Origin of the sequence: Streptomyces winkii (assembly GCF_032248595.1) — a bacterium.
Lineage (GTDB): Bacteria > Actinomycetota > Actinomycetes > Streptomycetales > Streptomycetaceae > Streptomyces > Streptomyces winkii.
This window is the reverse complement of sequence record NZ_JASTTH010000010.1, coordinates 208,456-221,277: the sequence shown is the minus strand read 5'-3', so window position 1 is coordinate 221,277 and position 12,822 is coordinate 208,456. Positions and strand designations below refer to the sequence as shown.

Below are 12,822 nucleotides of genomic sequence, written 5' to 3'. Positions count from 1 at the left end.
ATAAGTGGTTTCACGAGGCGGGCTCCGCTCCCGTCCCGCGGAGCACGCCGCCGGATCTGGAGGATCGGATGGCTCTTGCGTGGAAACTCGTGGTCGACTGCGCCGACCCGCTTCAGCTGGCCCGCTTCTGGGCGTCCGTCCTGGGATACGAGGTCGAGGACAACAGCGTTCTGATCGAGCGCCTCGCCGGTCTCGGGGCCGTCGACGAGAGCGACTTCACGGTGGTGGACGGGCACAAGGCGTGGCGGGAGCTGGCCGCCGTACGCCACCCCGAGGACCCCGTGGACGAGTCCACCGGCACGGGCCTGGGCAGACGGCTGCTCTTCCAGGCGGTGCCGGAGGCCAAGCAGGGCAAGAACCGCCTCCACATCGATCTGCACGCGGGTCCCGAACGGCGTGACGCGGAGGTGCGGCGGATCACCGAGCTCGGCGGGCGGGTGCTGCGGCGGGTGGAGGCACGCGACAGCGACCACGTCACGATGGCGGACCCGGAGGGCAACGAGTTCGACGTGCAGTGACCGGGAGAGCGGCGTCCGCCGGAACCTCCGGCACAATGCCGTGTACGGTGCCGCGGCCGCGCTGGTCACGGTGCGTCGAACTCGGGGAGAGCTGAGGGCAGTTGAGCGGCCGGGTCACCATCTACGACGTCGCCTCCGAGGCCGGGGTGAGCATCTCGACGGTGTCGCTGGCGCTCAACTCCCCCGCCCGGGTCAGCGACCGTACGCGCCGGCGCGTCCTGGAGGCCGCGGACTCCCTCGGCTACACGCCCAAGTCGGAGGCGGTCGCCAAGGCCCGCAAGGGCGTCGGGCGGATCGGCGTCATCGCCCCGTACACGTCCTATCCGTCGGTGGCCCGCCGGCTGAGCGGTGTGCTGCGGGCGGTGGGCGACAGGCCGCTGGAGGTCGTGGTCCTCGACCATCCCTCCGCGGCCCGCTCCGCCTCTCCCCTGCTGGCCAGCCTGCCGCTGACCGGGCGCCTGGACGGGCTGATCGTCGTGAGCCTCCCGCTGGAGGAGAGCGCCGCCCGCCGGCTCGCCCGGCTGGGGCCGCCTGCCGTGCTGGTGGACATGAGCCTGCCGGGATTCGACTCCGTCCACACGGACGACGCCGAGGGCGGCCGCCTCGTCGCGGAGCATCTGCTGGCGCAGGGGCACCAGGGCTTCGGGTTCCTCGGCGAGGCGCAGGAGTCCGACGCGTACGAGTCTCCCGGGCAGCGGCGGCTGTCGGGGTTCCGGGCGGCGCTGGGCGAGGCAGGGCACCAACTGCCGCCGGAGAGCGTGCACTTCACCGGGCACGGACTGGAGCGGGCGGCCGCGGCGGCGGAGGAACTGCTGAGCCGCACGCCGCGGCCCTCCGCGCTCTTCGCCGGGGACGACACCCTCGCGGCCGGTGCGCTGCGGGCGGCGCGGGCCCTGGGGCTGCGCGTCCCCGGAGACCTGGCGCTGGCGGGCTTCGACGACAGCGAGCTCGCGCGGGCGCTGGACCTGACGACGGTGCGGCAGCCCCTGGAGGAGTCGGGCCGCGCCGCGACGGAGCTGCTCGTGCAGCGCATGGCCGGTGAGCCCACCGCTGTACGGCAGGTGACGCTGCGGCTGGAGCTCGTGCGTCGCGGGTCCAGCTGAGGCACTGCGAACTCCGTATCCCTGCGTATCCGGACATGGTCCCGGCGCTCCGCCACCGTTCATCGAAGTGCTTCGACAAATGCAGTTGACAGCTGATGGCGCCGGGCGTGAGGCTGCCCGCGGACCGGCGCGGCGCAAGCGCGGAGGACGGGAGGCGACGGCGATGGACAGTGCCTACGTGGTGACGGGAGGCGGCCGGGGCATCGGGCGGGCTGTCGCGGAGCGGCAGCTCGCCGACGGCCACACGGTCGTGGCGATCGACGTGGACGCGGAGGCCCTGGAGTGGCTCGCGGAGCATCCGGCCGCCCCGCGTGCCGAGGCCGTGGTGGGCAGTGCGGCAGACGAGGCGGTGGCCGAGCGTGCCGCGGACCTCGCGGAGTCGGCGGGCACGCTGCACGGCTGGGTCAACAACGCGGCCGTCTTCCGCGACGCCTCGCTCGGAACCTCCCCGACGCGGACGGTTCTTGAGCTGATCTCGGCCGTCATGGATCCGGCGGTCGTCGGGTGCGCCACGGCCGTGCGCCGGTTCCTCGCGGCGGGTACGCGAGGTTCGGTCGTCAACGTGACCTCGCATCAAGCTCGTCGGCCCGTCCCCGGCTGCACCCCGTACGCGACCGCGAAGGCGGCCGTCGAGGGGCTCACCCGCGCACTGGCCGTCGAGTACGGACCGCAGGGCATCCGTGTCAACGCCGTCGCACCCGGTTCGATCGGGACGGAGCGGTACGCGGCGCTGCTCGCCGCGCAGGAACCGGAGACCGCGGCGCGCGCCGAGGCGGAGATGCGTGCGCTGCATCCGCTCGGGCGGACCGGGCTCCCGGAGGAGGTCGCGGCGGCCGTCGCGCATCTGCTCTCGCCCGAGGCGGCCTACGTCACGGGGGTCACTCTGCCCGTGGACGGCGGCCGTGCCGTCCTGGGACGGGACCCGGACCTCGTCAGCAGTGCCGGAGCATGACCGGAGCGGGCATGCGGCACGCACGGTGCGGGCAGTGACCGCGGCGTGCGGTCACTCGGTGAAATGGAGCACGTAGCGGCGCTGCCACGGCGTCTCGACGGCCCGGGGGTCGTAGTGGGCTCGTACGAAGGCGACCGCTTCCCCGGGCGGGACGCCGTCGAGGACCGCGAGACAGGCCAGCGCCGTACCGGTCCGCCCACGCCCGCCGCCGCACGCCACCTCGACGCGCTCGGACCCGGCACGCGACCACGCCTCGCTCAGCAGGGCCAGGGCCTGCATCCGGCTCGTCGGCAGGCGGAAATCCGGCCAGCGCAACCACCGGTAGTCCCACGGCACTTGAGGCGGTTCGTTGCCGAGCAGGAAGACGGAGAAGGCGGGTTCGGGGCCGGGCGGCAGCGGGCGGCGCAGGGCTCGTCCGCGCACGAGGCGTCCGGACGGCAGGCGCAGCACGCCGGCACCGGCCGGCTCCCAGGTGTCGCTCACCGGCTCAGGTTAGAACGTGTACGCACGGCAGCGCCCTCCCGTCATGTCTTGACCGCTCCGGCCGTGAGCGCACGGCGATGTGGCGTGACGCGGGCGAGGATCCCGGCGGACACGAGGCCGGGCTTCGCTGCGGGCAGCACCAGCAGAATCAGGGCGCGCGGCCGCAAGCAGCCGTCGACGCGGCCCGGCCGACCACGCCCAGGGCGCCCGCGAGCGGACGGCGCACCTGCTGCGCCAGGGGCACCGCAGGATCGGCGCCGTCGGGGACGACGAGCGGATCGTCAGCGTCGCCGAGCGTCTCGACGGCCACCGCGCCGCGCTGGGTTCCGAACAGGTCCCTTACTCCGAGGAGTTGACGCTCCTCGGGGTACGCAACACGGAGGAGGCCATGCGCGCGTGCCTGGATCTCCTTCGGCCGGAGCAGCCGCCGAGCGCGCTGTTCGCGCTCACCAACCAGTGCACCGTCGGCGCCGTACGGGCGCTGCGGAGCCTCGGCTTGAGCGGACGGGTGGCCCTCGTCGGTATCGACGACTTCGAGACGGCCGACCTGATCGACCCGCCCGTCACGGTGATCTCGCACGGCGTCGAGGAGACCGGACGGACGGCCGCCCGGCTGCTGCCGGCCAAGCTCATCCCGCGCGGCCCCGGTGAGATCCCCGGGACGGCGGGGCATCGCTAACCGGTAACCGACGGCGTGTGCCCCGGAGTTGGGACGGTCTCGGTGCGCAGCTCGTGGCTTCCGTCCGGGAGCCGTGCTTCGTAGAAGATCCGGTGTCCCCCTGCGGCAGAGCCAGCACGTCGAGGTAGCGCACGTCGCAGACCGGCGCGTCGCCGACGGGGGCCAGCCCGGGACCCTGGCCCGGTTCACTTGGCCGGGCCAGGCCGGTGCGCTCGAACCAGTTCTCCTCGGCGGAGGCCCGCCCGTCGTAGGCGGCGCGTCCGTCGGGCAGCACGCTGGTCAGCCGGGCGCCCCGCGCGTCCCATGCGCCGGGCCGCCCGGTGAGCACGGTGCCACGCCACCGCCATCGCAGCCCGTCCGGGCTGGTGGCGTAGGCGGTGAACATCCGGTCCTCCGCGCCCGGTTCGTCCAGGGGGTGGCAGCACAGCCACGCCTCCCAGCCGGCGCCCCGCCTGCGGACGACGGGGTCCTTCACGGCCGTCCGGGCGTCTCCCTCGAAGACGGGTCTGACGGGGGCGTTCGCGAGCCCGCCGGGAGTGGGCGCCTCGGTCACGCCGACCCACCAGTGCTTGCTGCCGGGCGTCGCGCAGCTCACGTAGAGGCGCCAGGTGCCGCCGTCGGTGCGTACGAGCGCGGGACGCTCGACCATCGCGGCGCCGAGCCGGTCACGGGTGAGGACGGCGAGGGTGGTGAAGGTCCTGCCGTCCGGGGAACGTGCGATGACGTTGTAGTCCTCCTCGGCCCGCACTCGGTAGGCGAGCAGGAGCGATCCGTCGGTGTCCCAGTGCGCGCTGGGAGCCCCGGCCCATCGCTGGGCGCCGGTCCCGGGCGCCGGAACGGCGACGGTGACGGGGCCGCCCGCGCCGGGGAGCGGGAAGGCGTCCCCCGCGGTGCGGTCCGGTGCGGATGCGGGTCCCGTCCGGGGCCGGGTTCCGGACGCGGCCCGGGGTCCTGGCCGGTGCGTGTCTGTCTCCATGCCGGGATCCTGCCGCCCGGTGCCGAACCGTGACAGTGGCAGGACTGCCAGGGCACGGGTATTTCCTGCCATGATGACCGGGTGCTCCGCAACGTCGTCGCCCTCGTGGGCGAGCAGGCCGCCGCTTTCGAACTGGGCGTGGTCGCCCAGGTCTTCGGGCTGGACCGCTCCGACGACGGTCTGCCTGTCCACGACTTCGCGGTGTGCGCGGCCCGGCCCGGCACGGTCATGACCACCTCGGGCTTCGCCCTTCACGTCGCGCACGGCCCGGAGCGGATCGCGGCCGCGGACCTGGTCACCGTTCCCGCCTGGCCCCGGCTGGAGACGGATGCGCCCGAGCCGCTGCTGGACGCGCTGCGCGCGGCCGTCGCCCGCGGAGCCCGCGTGCTGTCGGTGTGCACGGGTGCGTTCCTGCTCGCGTCGGCCGGGGTTCTCGACGGACGACGGGCCGCCACGCACTGGCAGTTCGCGGAACGGCTGGCACGGCTGCATCCGCGCGTCCAGGTGGACAGCGACGTGCTCTACGTCGATGACGGACCGGTGCTGACCAGTGCCGGGGCCGCGGCCGGAATAGACGCCTGCCTGCATCTGGTGCGCCGGGAGCACGGAGCGGCAACCGCCAACGCCCTGGCCCGCCGCATGGTCGTGCCGGCCCATCGCTCGGGCGGGCAGGCCCAGTTCGTCGAGATGCCGGTGCCCGCCGCCCGTGCCGGATACGGACTCACCGAGCTGGTCGACTGGATGCAGGCGCATCTGGACCGGCCGCTGACCGTGGAGGAACTGGCCGCTCGGGCCGCGATGTCACCGCGGACGCTCGCGAGGCGGTTCAAGGAGGCCACCGGTACGACCCCTCACCGGTGGATTCTCGACCAGCGGCTCCAGCTGGCCGAGGAGCTCCTGGAGAACACTCCGCTTCCCGTCGAGGCGGTGGCGGTGCGCTCCGGCTTCGGCAGCGCGGACACCCTGCGGCATCACTTCGCCGCCCGCCGTGGTGTGGGGCCCGCCGCACACCGCCGTGCCTTCCGGGGCGGTGATCCGGCGGCGGGCGGCGAGGCACCGCCGCCCCAGCGAAAGGACCTGAGCATGGAGATCTGGATCAACCCGGCGTGTTCCAAGTGCCGTTCGGCGCTCTCGCTGCTGGACGAGGAGGGGGCTTCGTACACGGTCCGCCGCTACCTCGACGACCCGCCGACCGAGCGGGAGCTGGAAGAGGTGCTGCGGCGGCTGGAGCTGGAGCCGTGGGACATCACCCGCACCGGCGAGTCCGCGGCGGCCGAGCTGGGACTGGCGTCCTGGCCGCGCGATGCGGACAGCCGCGGGCGGTGGATCAGCGCGCTTGCGGCCCACCCCTCCCTCATCCAGCGGCCGATCATCACCGCGGACGACGGGAGCGCCGTGGTGGGCCGCTCGCCGGAGTCGGTCAGGTCCGTTCTGGAGTGAGCCGCTGCCGGACTCAACCCCGCCTCAAGCGGCGGTGCCGGTACGGCTGTTGCGCCGCAGGAGGCCGGGCAGCGCCAGCAGCGTGTCCCTGCGGCCCCATGCGATGAGCGCGAGCGGCACGATCATCAGCAGCGGCGTGGCCGCGTACTCGCCGTCGAAGACGGTCATCTGCGTGATGAACGCGCCGATCATCAGGCCGATCAGGCAGACCGCGGAGAGACCCGAGAGCCACGGGGTGGCGAGGGCGATGCCTCCCGCGAGCTCCAGCACGCCGACCACGTACATCAGCCACAGGCCCGCGCCGATCTCGTCGAAGCTCTCCACGGCCGAGGAGTGGGCGATCAGCTTGGGGACGGCGCTGGCCAGCACGAAGAACAGGCCGATTATGACCTGGAGGACGAGAAGGGCGATGTGCTTTCCGCGTTCACGGCGGACGGCGCGTGCGGAGCCGGGTGCCGGGGATCCGGAGGGTGTCGCTGCCGACTGGTTCATGACGGTCTCCTCTCAAGGGACGCGTACGGGATGTACACACCCGGAGCAGACCGGGCAGGGCCGCGTTTCTCATCGCGGCAGCGGGCCCCGGTTCGCGCGGAGTTCGCGGGCACGGGAGCCGGCGGCCGGGGCCCGCATGCGAGAGGTCGCCTCCGGTACGGCGACGGCGGTACGGGTGCCGGACGTGCCGGACGTGCCGGACCGCCCGCACCGCCGGGGCGGAACGGCCCGGCGCCTGTGCACCGGGCCGTCCGGACGGATCAGCGCCCGGTGCCGCCCGTCAGCCACGTGCCCAGCTTCTTCACCGTCGACCAGCGGCCGATGACGACCAGGGCGAGCGGGATGAGGATCAGCGCCGGGGTCTCGACGCCCTTGCCGTCGTAGAGCGTGATGTGCGTAAGACAGGCGCCCGACATCACGCACATCAGCCCCAGCGCGGCGAGGCCCGAGAACCACGGCGTGAGGAGGCCGATGGCGCCGAGCAGTTCCAGCGCGCCGGTGAGGTACATGAACCAGAGGCCGAAGCCGATGTCCTCGAACGTCCCCTGGGCACCGGAATCGGCGGTCAGCGCGGGCAGCGCTCCCACGGTGACCATGAAGTAGACGAGGTACAACTGCACTGCCCACAGGGCGACTTCGAGCGCGATGCGGCCCGGCCCCATGGGACGTGCGGAACGGGCGGCCGAGCGGTCGGCGGGAGAGGTCGGCGGAACGCCGCTCGTGTGCGCCATGATGGTTCTCCTTCCGCGGACGGTGCACAAGCGGTTACCCGGGGCGGCCCGAGGCTGACCTTCTACCACCGGCACACCCGCGGCGGAACTCCCCCGCCACAGCGGAGGAGAGGGCGGCACCCCCGCGCGGGGCGCCGGGGCTCGTCAGATGCGTATCACGCGGGCAGTACGCTGCGCAGACAGTTGTGCATCATGGTCAACATCCGGGCGCACGGCTCGTGATCGCGACCGCGACGCCGAGAACGCGAGCGGGCCCGGCGCCCGCGCCGCCGCCTGTATCCCTGCGCCGAGTCCTCACGCTCCGGGGAGCGTGCCGCGGAGCAGCCGCGCGGCGCCCTCCCAGGTCAGTCCGGTGACCTCCGCGGCGCGCTCGCCGCCGACGCAGGAGGCGACCTTGGCGGCCAGTTCCGCGTCGGTGGCGGGGTGTCGCGGGTGGCCCCGGGGCAACTCCAGTGCGGCCTCGGCCCGTTGACCACCGGCGCGTTCCACTTCGATGCGGGTCTCGCCTCCCGTCAGGCCCTGGCCGCCGTCCGGGAGGACGCGTACCTCTGTGCGCTCCAGCAGCCGCCGCACCTGCGGGCGGGCCGCCGCGGAGTCCGTGAAGTCGGCCATGCCGGGGAAGCCGTCGAGGAGGGCCGTCGCGACGGCGTACTCCATGCTGAACTTCGCCTCCAGCCCGGTGCGCGGCCGGTGGTGGATGAGCGGCTGCATGCCTGCCTCGGGCGTCGTGACCGTGATCCGCGCGATGTCCTCGACCGCCCTTGTCTCGCCCGGCAGTTCGCGTGCCGCGCTGATGGGACGCTGCATCGCATAGCAGCACGGGTGCAGCTTGACAGCCAGCCCGTCCGGGACGGCGGGCCCGGTCAGCACCGGCGCTGTCTCACCGCCCACCAGGGCGAACCAGTCGTCCAGCGCGGCCGGTTCGGCGCTCGCGCCCGCTGCCGCGAGCCGGGCGGCTCGTACGCCGGCGTCGGTCGCGAAGCCGACCTGGAGGGACTTGCCGGTGGTGCCGAAGGCACGCTGGACTCCCCCCGCGGCGGGGACCGCGAGCGCCATGGCCCGCGCGAGCCCCTCCGCGTCGAGGCCGAGGGCGATGCCCGCGGCCACGGCGGCGGCGGGTGCTCCCGCGGTGCATGTGGTGTGCCAGCCGCTGCCGTAGTGGCTCCAGCCGAGTGCCGTGCCGAGCCGCGCCATCACTCCCGCTCCCGCGAGGTAGGCGCGCGGCCCTCCCCCGCAGGCCAGCGTCGCGCTGACGCATACGACGCTGACGTGCGAGGTGGAGGGAAGGTGGACGTCGTCGAAGTCCAGGACGTGTCCCGTCGCCGCCCAGCGCAGCGCCTCCGGCTGGTCCGCCGTCATCCCGGCCACGGGGTCGCCGGCCGCGGCCAGCGTCACCGCGGTGGTGTCCACGAGCGCTCTCCGGGCGAGTTCGCGGTCGGCCTCGTCCGGGTCGAGTGCCGCGGCCCACTCGGCGAGATCCGCGATCATGCGATCAACCCGGGCAGCCAGGTGGCGAGTTCGGGTACGGCGGTGACCAGCGCGAGCATCCCGGCCTCGATGGCCAGATACGGCAGGACGCCGCGGAAGATGTCGGCGAGGTCCAGTTCGGGCACGACGGATTTCATGGTGTACAGGTTGAGCCCGACCGGTGGCGTGATGACCGCCATCTCCAGGTTGACCACGAGCAGCACGCCGAACCACAGGGGGTCGAAACCGAGTCCCTCGATGGCCGGCACGAGGATCGGCGTCACCACGAGCAGCAGCGAGGCGGCGTCGACGAGGCAGCCGAGCAGGACGAGCACCACCATGATCGCCGCGATCACGAGATAGGGCGACACCTCGAGGCCGACGACGAAGCCCGAGACCGCGTCCGGCACACGCGCCACGACGAGCATCTCCGTGAAGACGAAGGCGGCGCCCACGATGACCAGGACGGACGTGGTCACGTGAGCGGTGGCCACGAAGATCGCCTTGAGGTTGTCCCAGCCCAGCTTCCGGTAGATCCCACCGGTGACTCCGAACGCCGCCAGGGCGCCGACCGCGGCGGCTTCCGTCGGGGTCGCGAAGCCGGTGTAGATCGAGCCGAGGACGAGGAGGATGAGGATCAGCGCGGGTGAGATCTTCCCGAGTGCGACGAAGCGTTCCCGCCAGGTGAAGCGCTCGTCGGTGACGGGCGCGTTGGCGGGTGCGGTCTTCGCCCGCACGACGACGTAGACGATCATGATCGCGGCGAGCAGCAGACCGGGGACCACCCCGCCCGCGAAGAGCTGCGCGATGCTCACACCCGTCACCGACGAGTAGAGGATGAACATCAAGCTCGGCGGGATCAGCATGGCGAGCGCACCGGAAGCGGCCACGGTGCCGCTCGCGAACGCCGGGCGGTAGCCCCTGCTGAGCATCTCGGGTACGGCCATGCGCCCGATCACCGCGACTGAGGAGATGCTCACGCCGGACATCGCGCCGAACACGGTCGAGGATCCGATCGCCGAGGCGCCCAGCCCCGCGGGAACCCGGTTGAACCACCGGTACGCCGCGCCGAACAGGTCGCGGCCCAGGCCGCTGACGGCCAGCACCTCACCGAGAAGGATGTAGAGCGGGGCCGAGACGAGCGCGTAGTTCTGCAACTGGGCCGTCAGCGCGAGCGGGACGAGGTCCACCCCGGGGAGGCCCTTCATGCCGATCAGGCCGGCGATGCCGGAGAAGGCGAGCGCGACGAAGATCGGCGTGCGCACGGCGACGAGCAGAAGCAGTAGTACGACCGCGAGGGTCGCGATCCAGGCGTCGGACATCATCGCTTCGCCTCTCCTTCACCGGCGCCGGAAGCCGCGCCGTCAACTCGGGGAGCGGTGGCGTCCGGTGCGGATGTCCCGGTGCCCGCCGCGTCAGACGTGCTGGACGGGCCGCCCGGTGGAAACAGCACGGCCACGAGGACCAGCACGGCGCCCGTGAGCGACAACAGGGCGTCCGGAACCCACAGAGGGATGCTGAAGGTGCCCGACCCCGTCAGCCCGCTGTCGATCGCCACCGTCGTCGCACGGAACGCGGTGACGCAGAGCACCAGCCCCACGAACGCCGTCGCGCCCGCGGCGACCAGGTCCGACGCCCGGCGCAGTCCGGGCGCCATCGCCCGGTGCACCAGGTCCATCGAGATGTGCGCGCCTTTGGCGTAGAAGTACGGCACGGCCAGGGACGTCGAGGCGAGGACCCCGGCGGAGTTGAGCGGGTACGCCCAGTCGGTGGGCGCGGAGAAGGCGAAGCGGACGACGACGTCGTAGGTGATGGTGACCGTCATCAGCCCGATGACCGCCATGGCGACGACGGCCATGCCCGTCGAGCATGCGAGCAGGTACTTCCGGAGAGTGTTCAGTGCGTTCATGCCGGGCCGCCTCTCACGCGTTCCGTATGGACTCGAGGGCCCGGGAGGCGGTGGCGGAGTCACCGAGACGCTCCCTCCACCGGCCGTACACCGGGGCGACGGCCTTGCGGAAGGCGGCCTTCCCGGCCTGGTCGGGCGTGATCAGCTCCACTCCGGCGGCCTTCACCTTGCTCAGGTAGTCGGTCGTGTGGACCTTGATCATGTTCTTCGTGCCGTCGCGGTAGAGCGCCTCACCGGCGGCGTCGAGCGCCTTCCGCACGGCGGGGGCCTGTTCCTCGTACCAGTCGCTGCGGCAGTACGCGTCGACGGTGTACGCGCCGAAGTGCCCGGAGGTGCCGTACCGGACGATGGTCTGGAGGTCCCGGGAGACGACGGTGCCGATGTAGCTCATCAGCCCGTCGATGGTGCCCTTCTCCAGCGCCTCGAAGACCTCCGCGGAGCCCATCGTGACGGGCGCTCCCCCCATGGCCTTCACCGTCTCGCCCTCGATCTCGCCGGCGACGCGCAGGCGCATGCCGCGTACGTCCTCGGGCTTGCGGATCGGCTTGTCGACGGTCCAGATGTACTCGAACGTGGTCGGCATTCCGCCGAGGATGCGCGCGCCGCGCTCCGCGAGCTTCTTGTTGACCAGTTCGAACTGCGGCTCGCCCGGGGCGATGGCGCGCTGGAGCTTCGGGTAGTCCTCGGTGACGAAGGGGAGTTCCATGGCGCCGAGTACCGGGAACGTGGAGGACACGTACGAGCTGGTCTGGAAGATGACGTCCGCGACGCCGGACAGCAGCCCCGGCAGGAGCTGTTCGGCGCCCAGCAGGGTGCCCGAGTCGAACATGTCCAACGACAGCCTGCCGCCGCTGCGTTGGGTCGCCACGTCGACGAACTTCTTGATCCCGGGGTAGAGATCGCCGTAGTTCGACGGTATGTACGTGGCGACGGTGCGCTGCCCGCGGGCACTCGCCGGGGCGCACGCGGCGGTCCCGGCCGCGGCCAGGCCCAGGCCCGTGGCGGCCAGGAAGCTCCGCCGTCCGATCGCTCTCGTGTTCATGGGAGTACCTCGTCCCTCAGACGCTTCAAGCTGGCCATGACCTTCTCCTGCGGCATCCCGGGCCATTGCGGGCGGAGCAGGATGTTCTCCGGTGCCACGTGGTCGATGAGATCGGCGAGTTGGGCACGGCACGCGGAAGGGCCGCCGAGGATGAACCGGCCCTGGCGGAGCTTGTCGAACTCCGCGTCGAAGCTCTGCGACGCCGGCAGCACCCGGTCCTGGCCCCACGCGCGGTAGGCCGCGTACTTCACGGTCAGCGCGGCCCGTACGTCCTCGACGGCCGACTCGTCGCTCTCGCCGACGTAGATCTCCTGAAGCACCTGCACGGGGGCCTCGCCGCGCCCGTACTCGGAGCAGGCGGCGCGGTAGAGCGCGACCTGCCGGTGCAGATATTCGCGGTCGACGTGTGCCGCGGCGGCGATCCACGGCAGGCCCATCCGCGCGGTGCGGCGCAGCGCCCCGTCGGTGTGACCGGCGAGCCAGATCGGCGGGTGGGGGCGCTGCACGGGGCGCAGGACCGGGCGTACGGCGTCGAGCTTGACCGCGTCGCCGATGAAGGTGACCTCGTCCTCGGTCCACAGCCGCCGGACGAGGCCGAGGTTGTCGAGGAAGCGGCGCAGCCGCGCGTCGCGGGGCACGCCGAACGCGTCGAACTCCGTGTCGCGGTAGCCGAGTCCGGCCCCGACGGTCAGGCGGCCGCCGCTGATGATGTCCAGCGTGGCCAGCTCCTCGGCGAGGTCGACCGGGTTCTGGAGCGCCACGAGCGTGATGGCGGTGCCGATCCGCATGTCGCCGCTGTCGGGCACGATGCGGGAGAGGACCGCGAGGGGGTGCAGGTACTGGAAGGGGTCGGCGAGGTAGTGCTGTGTCGCCCACACCGAGGAGAAGCCGGCGTCGCGGGCGAAGCGCACCTGTTCCACCTGTTCGGCGAAGCGGGCCACCACGTCGTCCTCGGAGGTGAACTGGCTGCACAGCACCAGCCCGTATGCGGGAGCCGAAGTCATCTGCGCCGGAGCCTCCTTCGATCGGT

General features: G+C 72.5%; 15 protein-coding genes and 1 pseudogene. 6 read left to right on the top strand and 10 right to left on the bottom strand.

Annotated features, from left to right (window positions below; translation table 11 throughout):
• Positions 1-68: 68 nt before the first annotated feature.
• The 3 genes from QQM67_RS27905 (at position 69) to QQM67_RS27895 (ending at position 2,573) form a co-directional block, all read left to right on the top strand.
• Positions 69-518 (top strand): VOC family protein, encoded by a 450-nt coding sequence (locus tag QQM67_RS27905; RefSeq protein ID WP_314177720.1) that lies wholly within the window; start codon positions 69-71, stop codon positions 516-518.
• A gap of 101 nt (positions 519-619) precedes the next feature.
• Complete coding sequence (locus QQM67_RS27900; RefSeq protein ID WP_314177717.1) at positions 620-1,621, top strand: LacI family DNA-binding transcriptional regulator; 1,002 nt, start codon at positions 620-622, stop codon at positions 1,619-1,621.
• A 163-nt stretch (positions 1,622-1,784) separates the two neighbouring features.
• Positions 1,785-2,573: an SDR family NAD(P)-dependent oxidoreductase gene (locus QQM67_RS27895; RefSeq protein ID WP_314177715.1), complete on the top strand. Its 789-nt coding sequence runs from the start codon at positions 1,785-1,787 to the stop codon at positions 2,571-2,573.
• A gap of 51 nt (positions 2,574-2,624) precedes the next feature.
• Here QQM67_RS27895 and QQM67_RS27890 read toward each other — a convergent pair whose 3' ends face one another.
• Positions 2,625-3,056 (bottom strand): protein-tyrosine phosphatase family protein, encoded by a 432-nt coding sequence (locus tag QQM67_RS27890; protein ID WP_314177713.1) that lies wholly within the window; start codon positions 3,054-3,056, stop codon positions 2,625-2,627.
• A 148-nt stretch (positions 3,057-3,204) separates the two neighbouring features.
• Complete coding sequence (locus QQM67_RS27885) at positions 3,205-3,366, bottom strand: hypothetical protein (protein WP_314177711.1); 162 nt, start codon at positions 3,364-3,366, stop codon at positions 3,205-3,207.
• Between QQM67_RS27885 and QQM67_RS27880 the strand changes: the two genes are divergently transcribed.
• Positions 3,307-3,735 carry a substrate-binding domain-containing protein gene (locus QQM67_RS27880; protein ID WP_314177760.1) on the top strand — a complete coding sequence of 143 codons (429 nt, stop codon included), beginning with the start codon at positions 3,307-3,309 and terminating at the stop codon, positions 3,733-3,735. The two genes, QQM67_RS27885 and QQM67_RS27880, sit on opposite strands and share 60 nt — an antisense overlap.
• Here the strand turns inward: QQM67_RS27880 and QQM67_RS27875 are convergent.
• Complete coding sequence (locus QQM67_RS27875; protein ID WP_314177709.1) at positions 3,686-4,711, bottom strand: hypothetical protein; 1,026 nt, start codon at positions 4,709-4,711, stop codon at positions 3,686-3,688. The two genes, QQM67_RS27880 and QQM67_RS27875, sit on opposite strands and share 50 nt — an antisense overlap.
• Positions 4,712-4,792: 81 nt before the next feature.
• On the opposite strand from QQM67_RS27875, the pseudogene QQM67_RS27870 reads away from it, so the two are divergent.
• Both QQM67_RS27870 and QQM67_RS30790 read left to right on the top strand, forming a co-directional pair.
• A pseudogene (locus QQM67_RS27870) lies at positions 4,793-5,758 on the top strand (helix-turn-helix domain-containing protein); the annotation flags it as partial.
• 36 nt (positions 5,759-5,794) lie between these two features.
• Positions 5,795-6,151 carry an arsenate reductase family protein gene (locus QQM67_RS30790; protein WP_449657457.1) on the top strand — a complete coding sequence of 119 codons (357 nt, stop codon included), beginning with the start codon at positions 5,795-5,797 and terminating at the stop codon, positions 6,149-6,151.
• A 24-nt stretch (positions 6,152-6,175) separates the two neighbouring features.
• Here the strand turns inward: QQM67_RS30790 and QQM67_RS27865 are convergent, their stop codons facing one another.
• The 7 genes from QQM67_RS27865 to QQM67_RS27835 form a co-directional block, all read right to left on the bottom strand.
• Positions 6,176-6,643: a DoxX family protein gene (locus QQM67_RS27865; RefSeq protein ID WP_314177705.1), complete on the bottom strand. Its 468-nt coding sequence runs from the start codon at positions 6,641-6,643 to the stop codon at positions 6,176-6,178.
• A 260-nt stretch (positions 6,644-6,903) separates the two neighbouring features.
• On the bottom strand, positions 6,904-7,374 hold the full coding sequence (locus QQM67_RS27860; protein ID WP_314177704.1) for a DoxX family protein: 471 nt from the start codon (positions 7,372-7,374) through the stop codon (positions 6,904-6,906).
• 294 nt (positions 7,375-7,668) lie between these two features.
• The gene (locus QQM67_RS27855; protein WP_314177702.1) at positions 7,669-8,862 is read right to left on the bottom strand and encodes an MmgE/PrpD family protein; all 1,194 of its coding nucleotides are present in this window, start codon (positions 8,860-8,862) and stop codon (positions 7,669-7,671) included.
• Complete coding sequence (locus tag QQM67_RS27850; RefSeq protein WP_314177700.1) at positions 8,859-10,166, bottom strand: TRAP transporter large permease; 1,308 nt, start codon at positions 10,164-10,166, stop codon at positions 8,859-8,861. Before QQM67_RS27850 ends, QQM67_RS27855 begins: the two co-directional genes overlap by 4 nt.
• Positions 10,163-10,750 (bottom strand): TRAP transporter small permease, encoded by a 588-nt coding sequence (locus QQM67_RS27845; protein WP_314177697.1) that lies wholly within the window; start codon positions 10,748-10,750, stop codon positions 10,163-10,165. Before QQM67_RS27845 ends, QQM67_RS27850 begins: the two co-directional genes overlap by 4 nt.
• A 13-nt stretch (positions 10,751-10,763) precedes the next feature.
• Positions 10,764-11,792 carry a TRAP transporter substrate-binding protein gene (locus QQM67_RS27840; protein ID WP_314177695.1) on the bottom strand — a complete coding sequence of 343 codons (1,029 nt, stop codon included), beginning with the start codon at positions 11,790-11,792 and terminating at the stop codon, positions 10,764-10,766.
• Positions 11,789-12,796 (bottom strand): LLM class flavin-dependent oxidoreductase, encoded by a 1,008-nt coding sequence (locus QQM67_RS27835; protein WP_314177694.1) that lies wholly within the window; start codon positions 12,794-12,796, stop codon positions 11,789-11,791. The genes QQM67_RS27840 and QQM67_RS27835 overlap by 4 nt, the downstream gene beginning before the upstream one ends.
• Positions 12,797-12,822: the final 26 nt, after the last annotated feature.

Excerpts from the sequence above, each read along its gene's own strand:
- QQM67_RS27875 (WP_314177709.1), bottom strand. The coding sequence starts at position 4,711 with ATGGAGACAGACACGCACCGGCCAGGACCCCGGGCCGCGTCCGGAACC.
- QQM67_RS27835 (WP_314177694.1), bottom strand. The coding sequence starts at position 12,796 with ATGACTTCGGCTCCCGCATACGGGCTGGTGCTGTGCAGCCAGTTCACC.
- QQM67_RS27840 (WP_314177695.1), bottom strand. The coding sequence starts at position 11,792 with ATGAACACGAGAGCGATCGGACGGCGGAGCTTCCTGGCCGCCACGGGC.
- QQM67_RS27905 (WP_314177720.1), top strand. The coding sequence starts at position 69 with ATGGCTCTTGCGTGGAAACTCGTGGTCGACTGCGCCGACCCGCTTCAG.
- QQM67_RS27860 (WP_314177704.1), bottom strand. The coding sequence starts at position 7,374 with ATGGCGCACACGAGCGGCGTTCCGCCGACCTCTCCCGCCGACCGCTCG.
- QQM67_RS27845 (WP_314177697.1), bottom strand. The coding sequence starts at position 10,750 with ATGAACGCACTGAACACTCTCCGGAAGTACCTGCTCGCATGCTCGACG.
- QQM67_RS27850 (WP_314177700.1), bottom strand. The coding sequence starts at position 10,166 with ATGATGTCCGACGCCTGGATCGCGACCCTCGCGGTCGTACTACTGCTT.
- QQM67_RS30790 (WP_449657457.1), top strand. The coding sequence starts at position 5,795 with ATGGAGATCTGGATCAACCCGGCGTGTTCCAAGTGCCGTTCGGCGCTC.
- QQM67_RS27895 (WP_314177715.1), top strand. The coding sequence starts at position 1,785 with ATGGACAGTGCCTACGTGGTGACGGGAGGCGGCCGGGGCATCGGGCGG.
- QQM67_RS27865 (WP_314177705.1), bottom strand. The coding sequence starts at position 6,643 with ATGAACCAGTCGGCAGCGACACCCTCCGGATCCCCGGCACCCGGCTCC.
- QQM67_RS27855 (WP_314177702.1), bottom strand. The coding sequence starts at position 8,862 with ATGATCGCGGATCTCGCCGAGTGGGCCGCGGCACTCGACCCGGACGAG.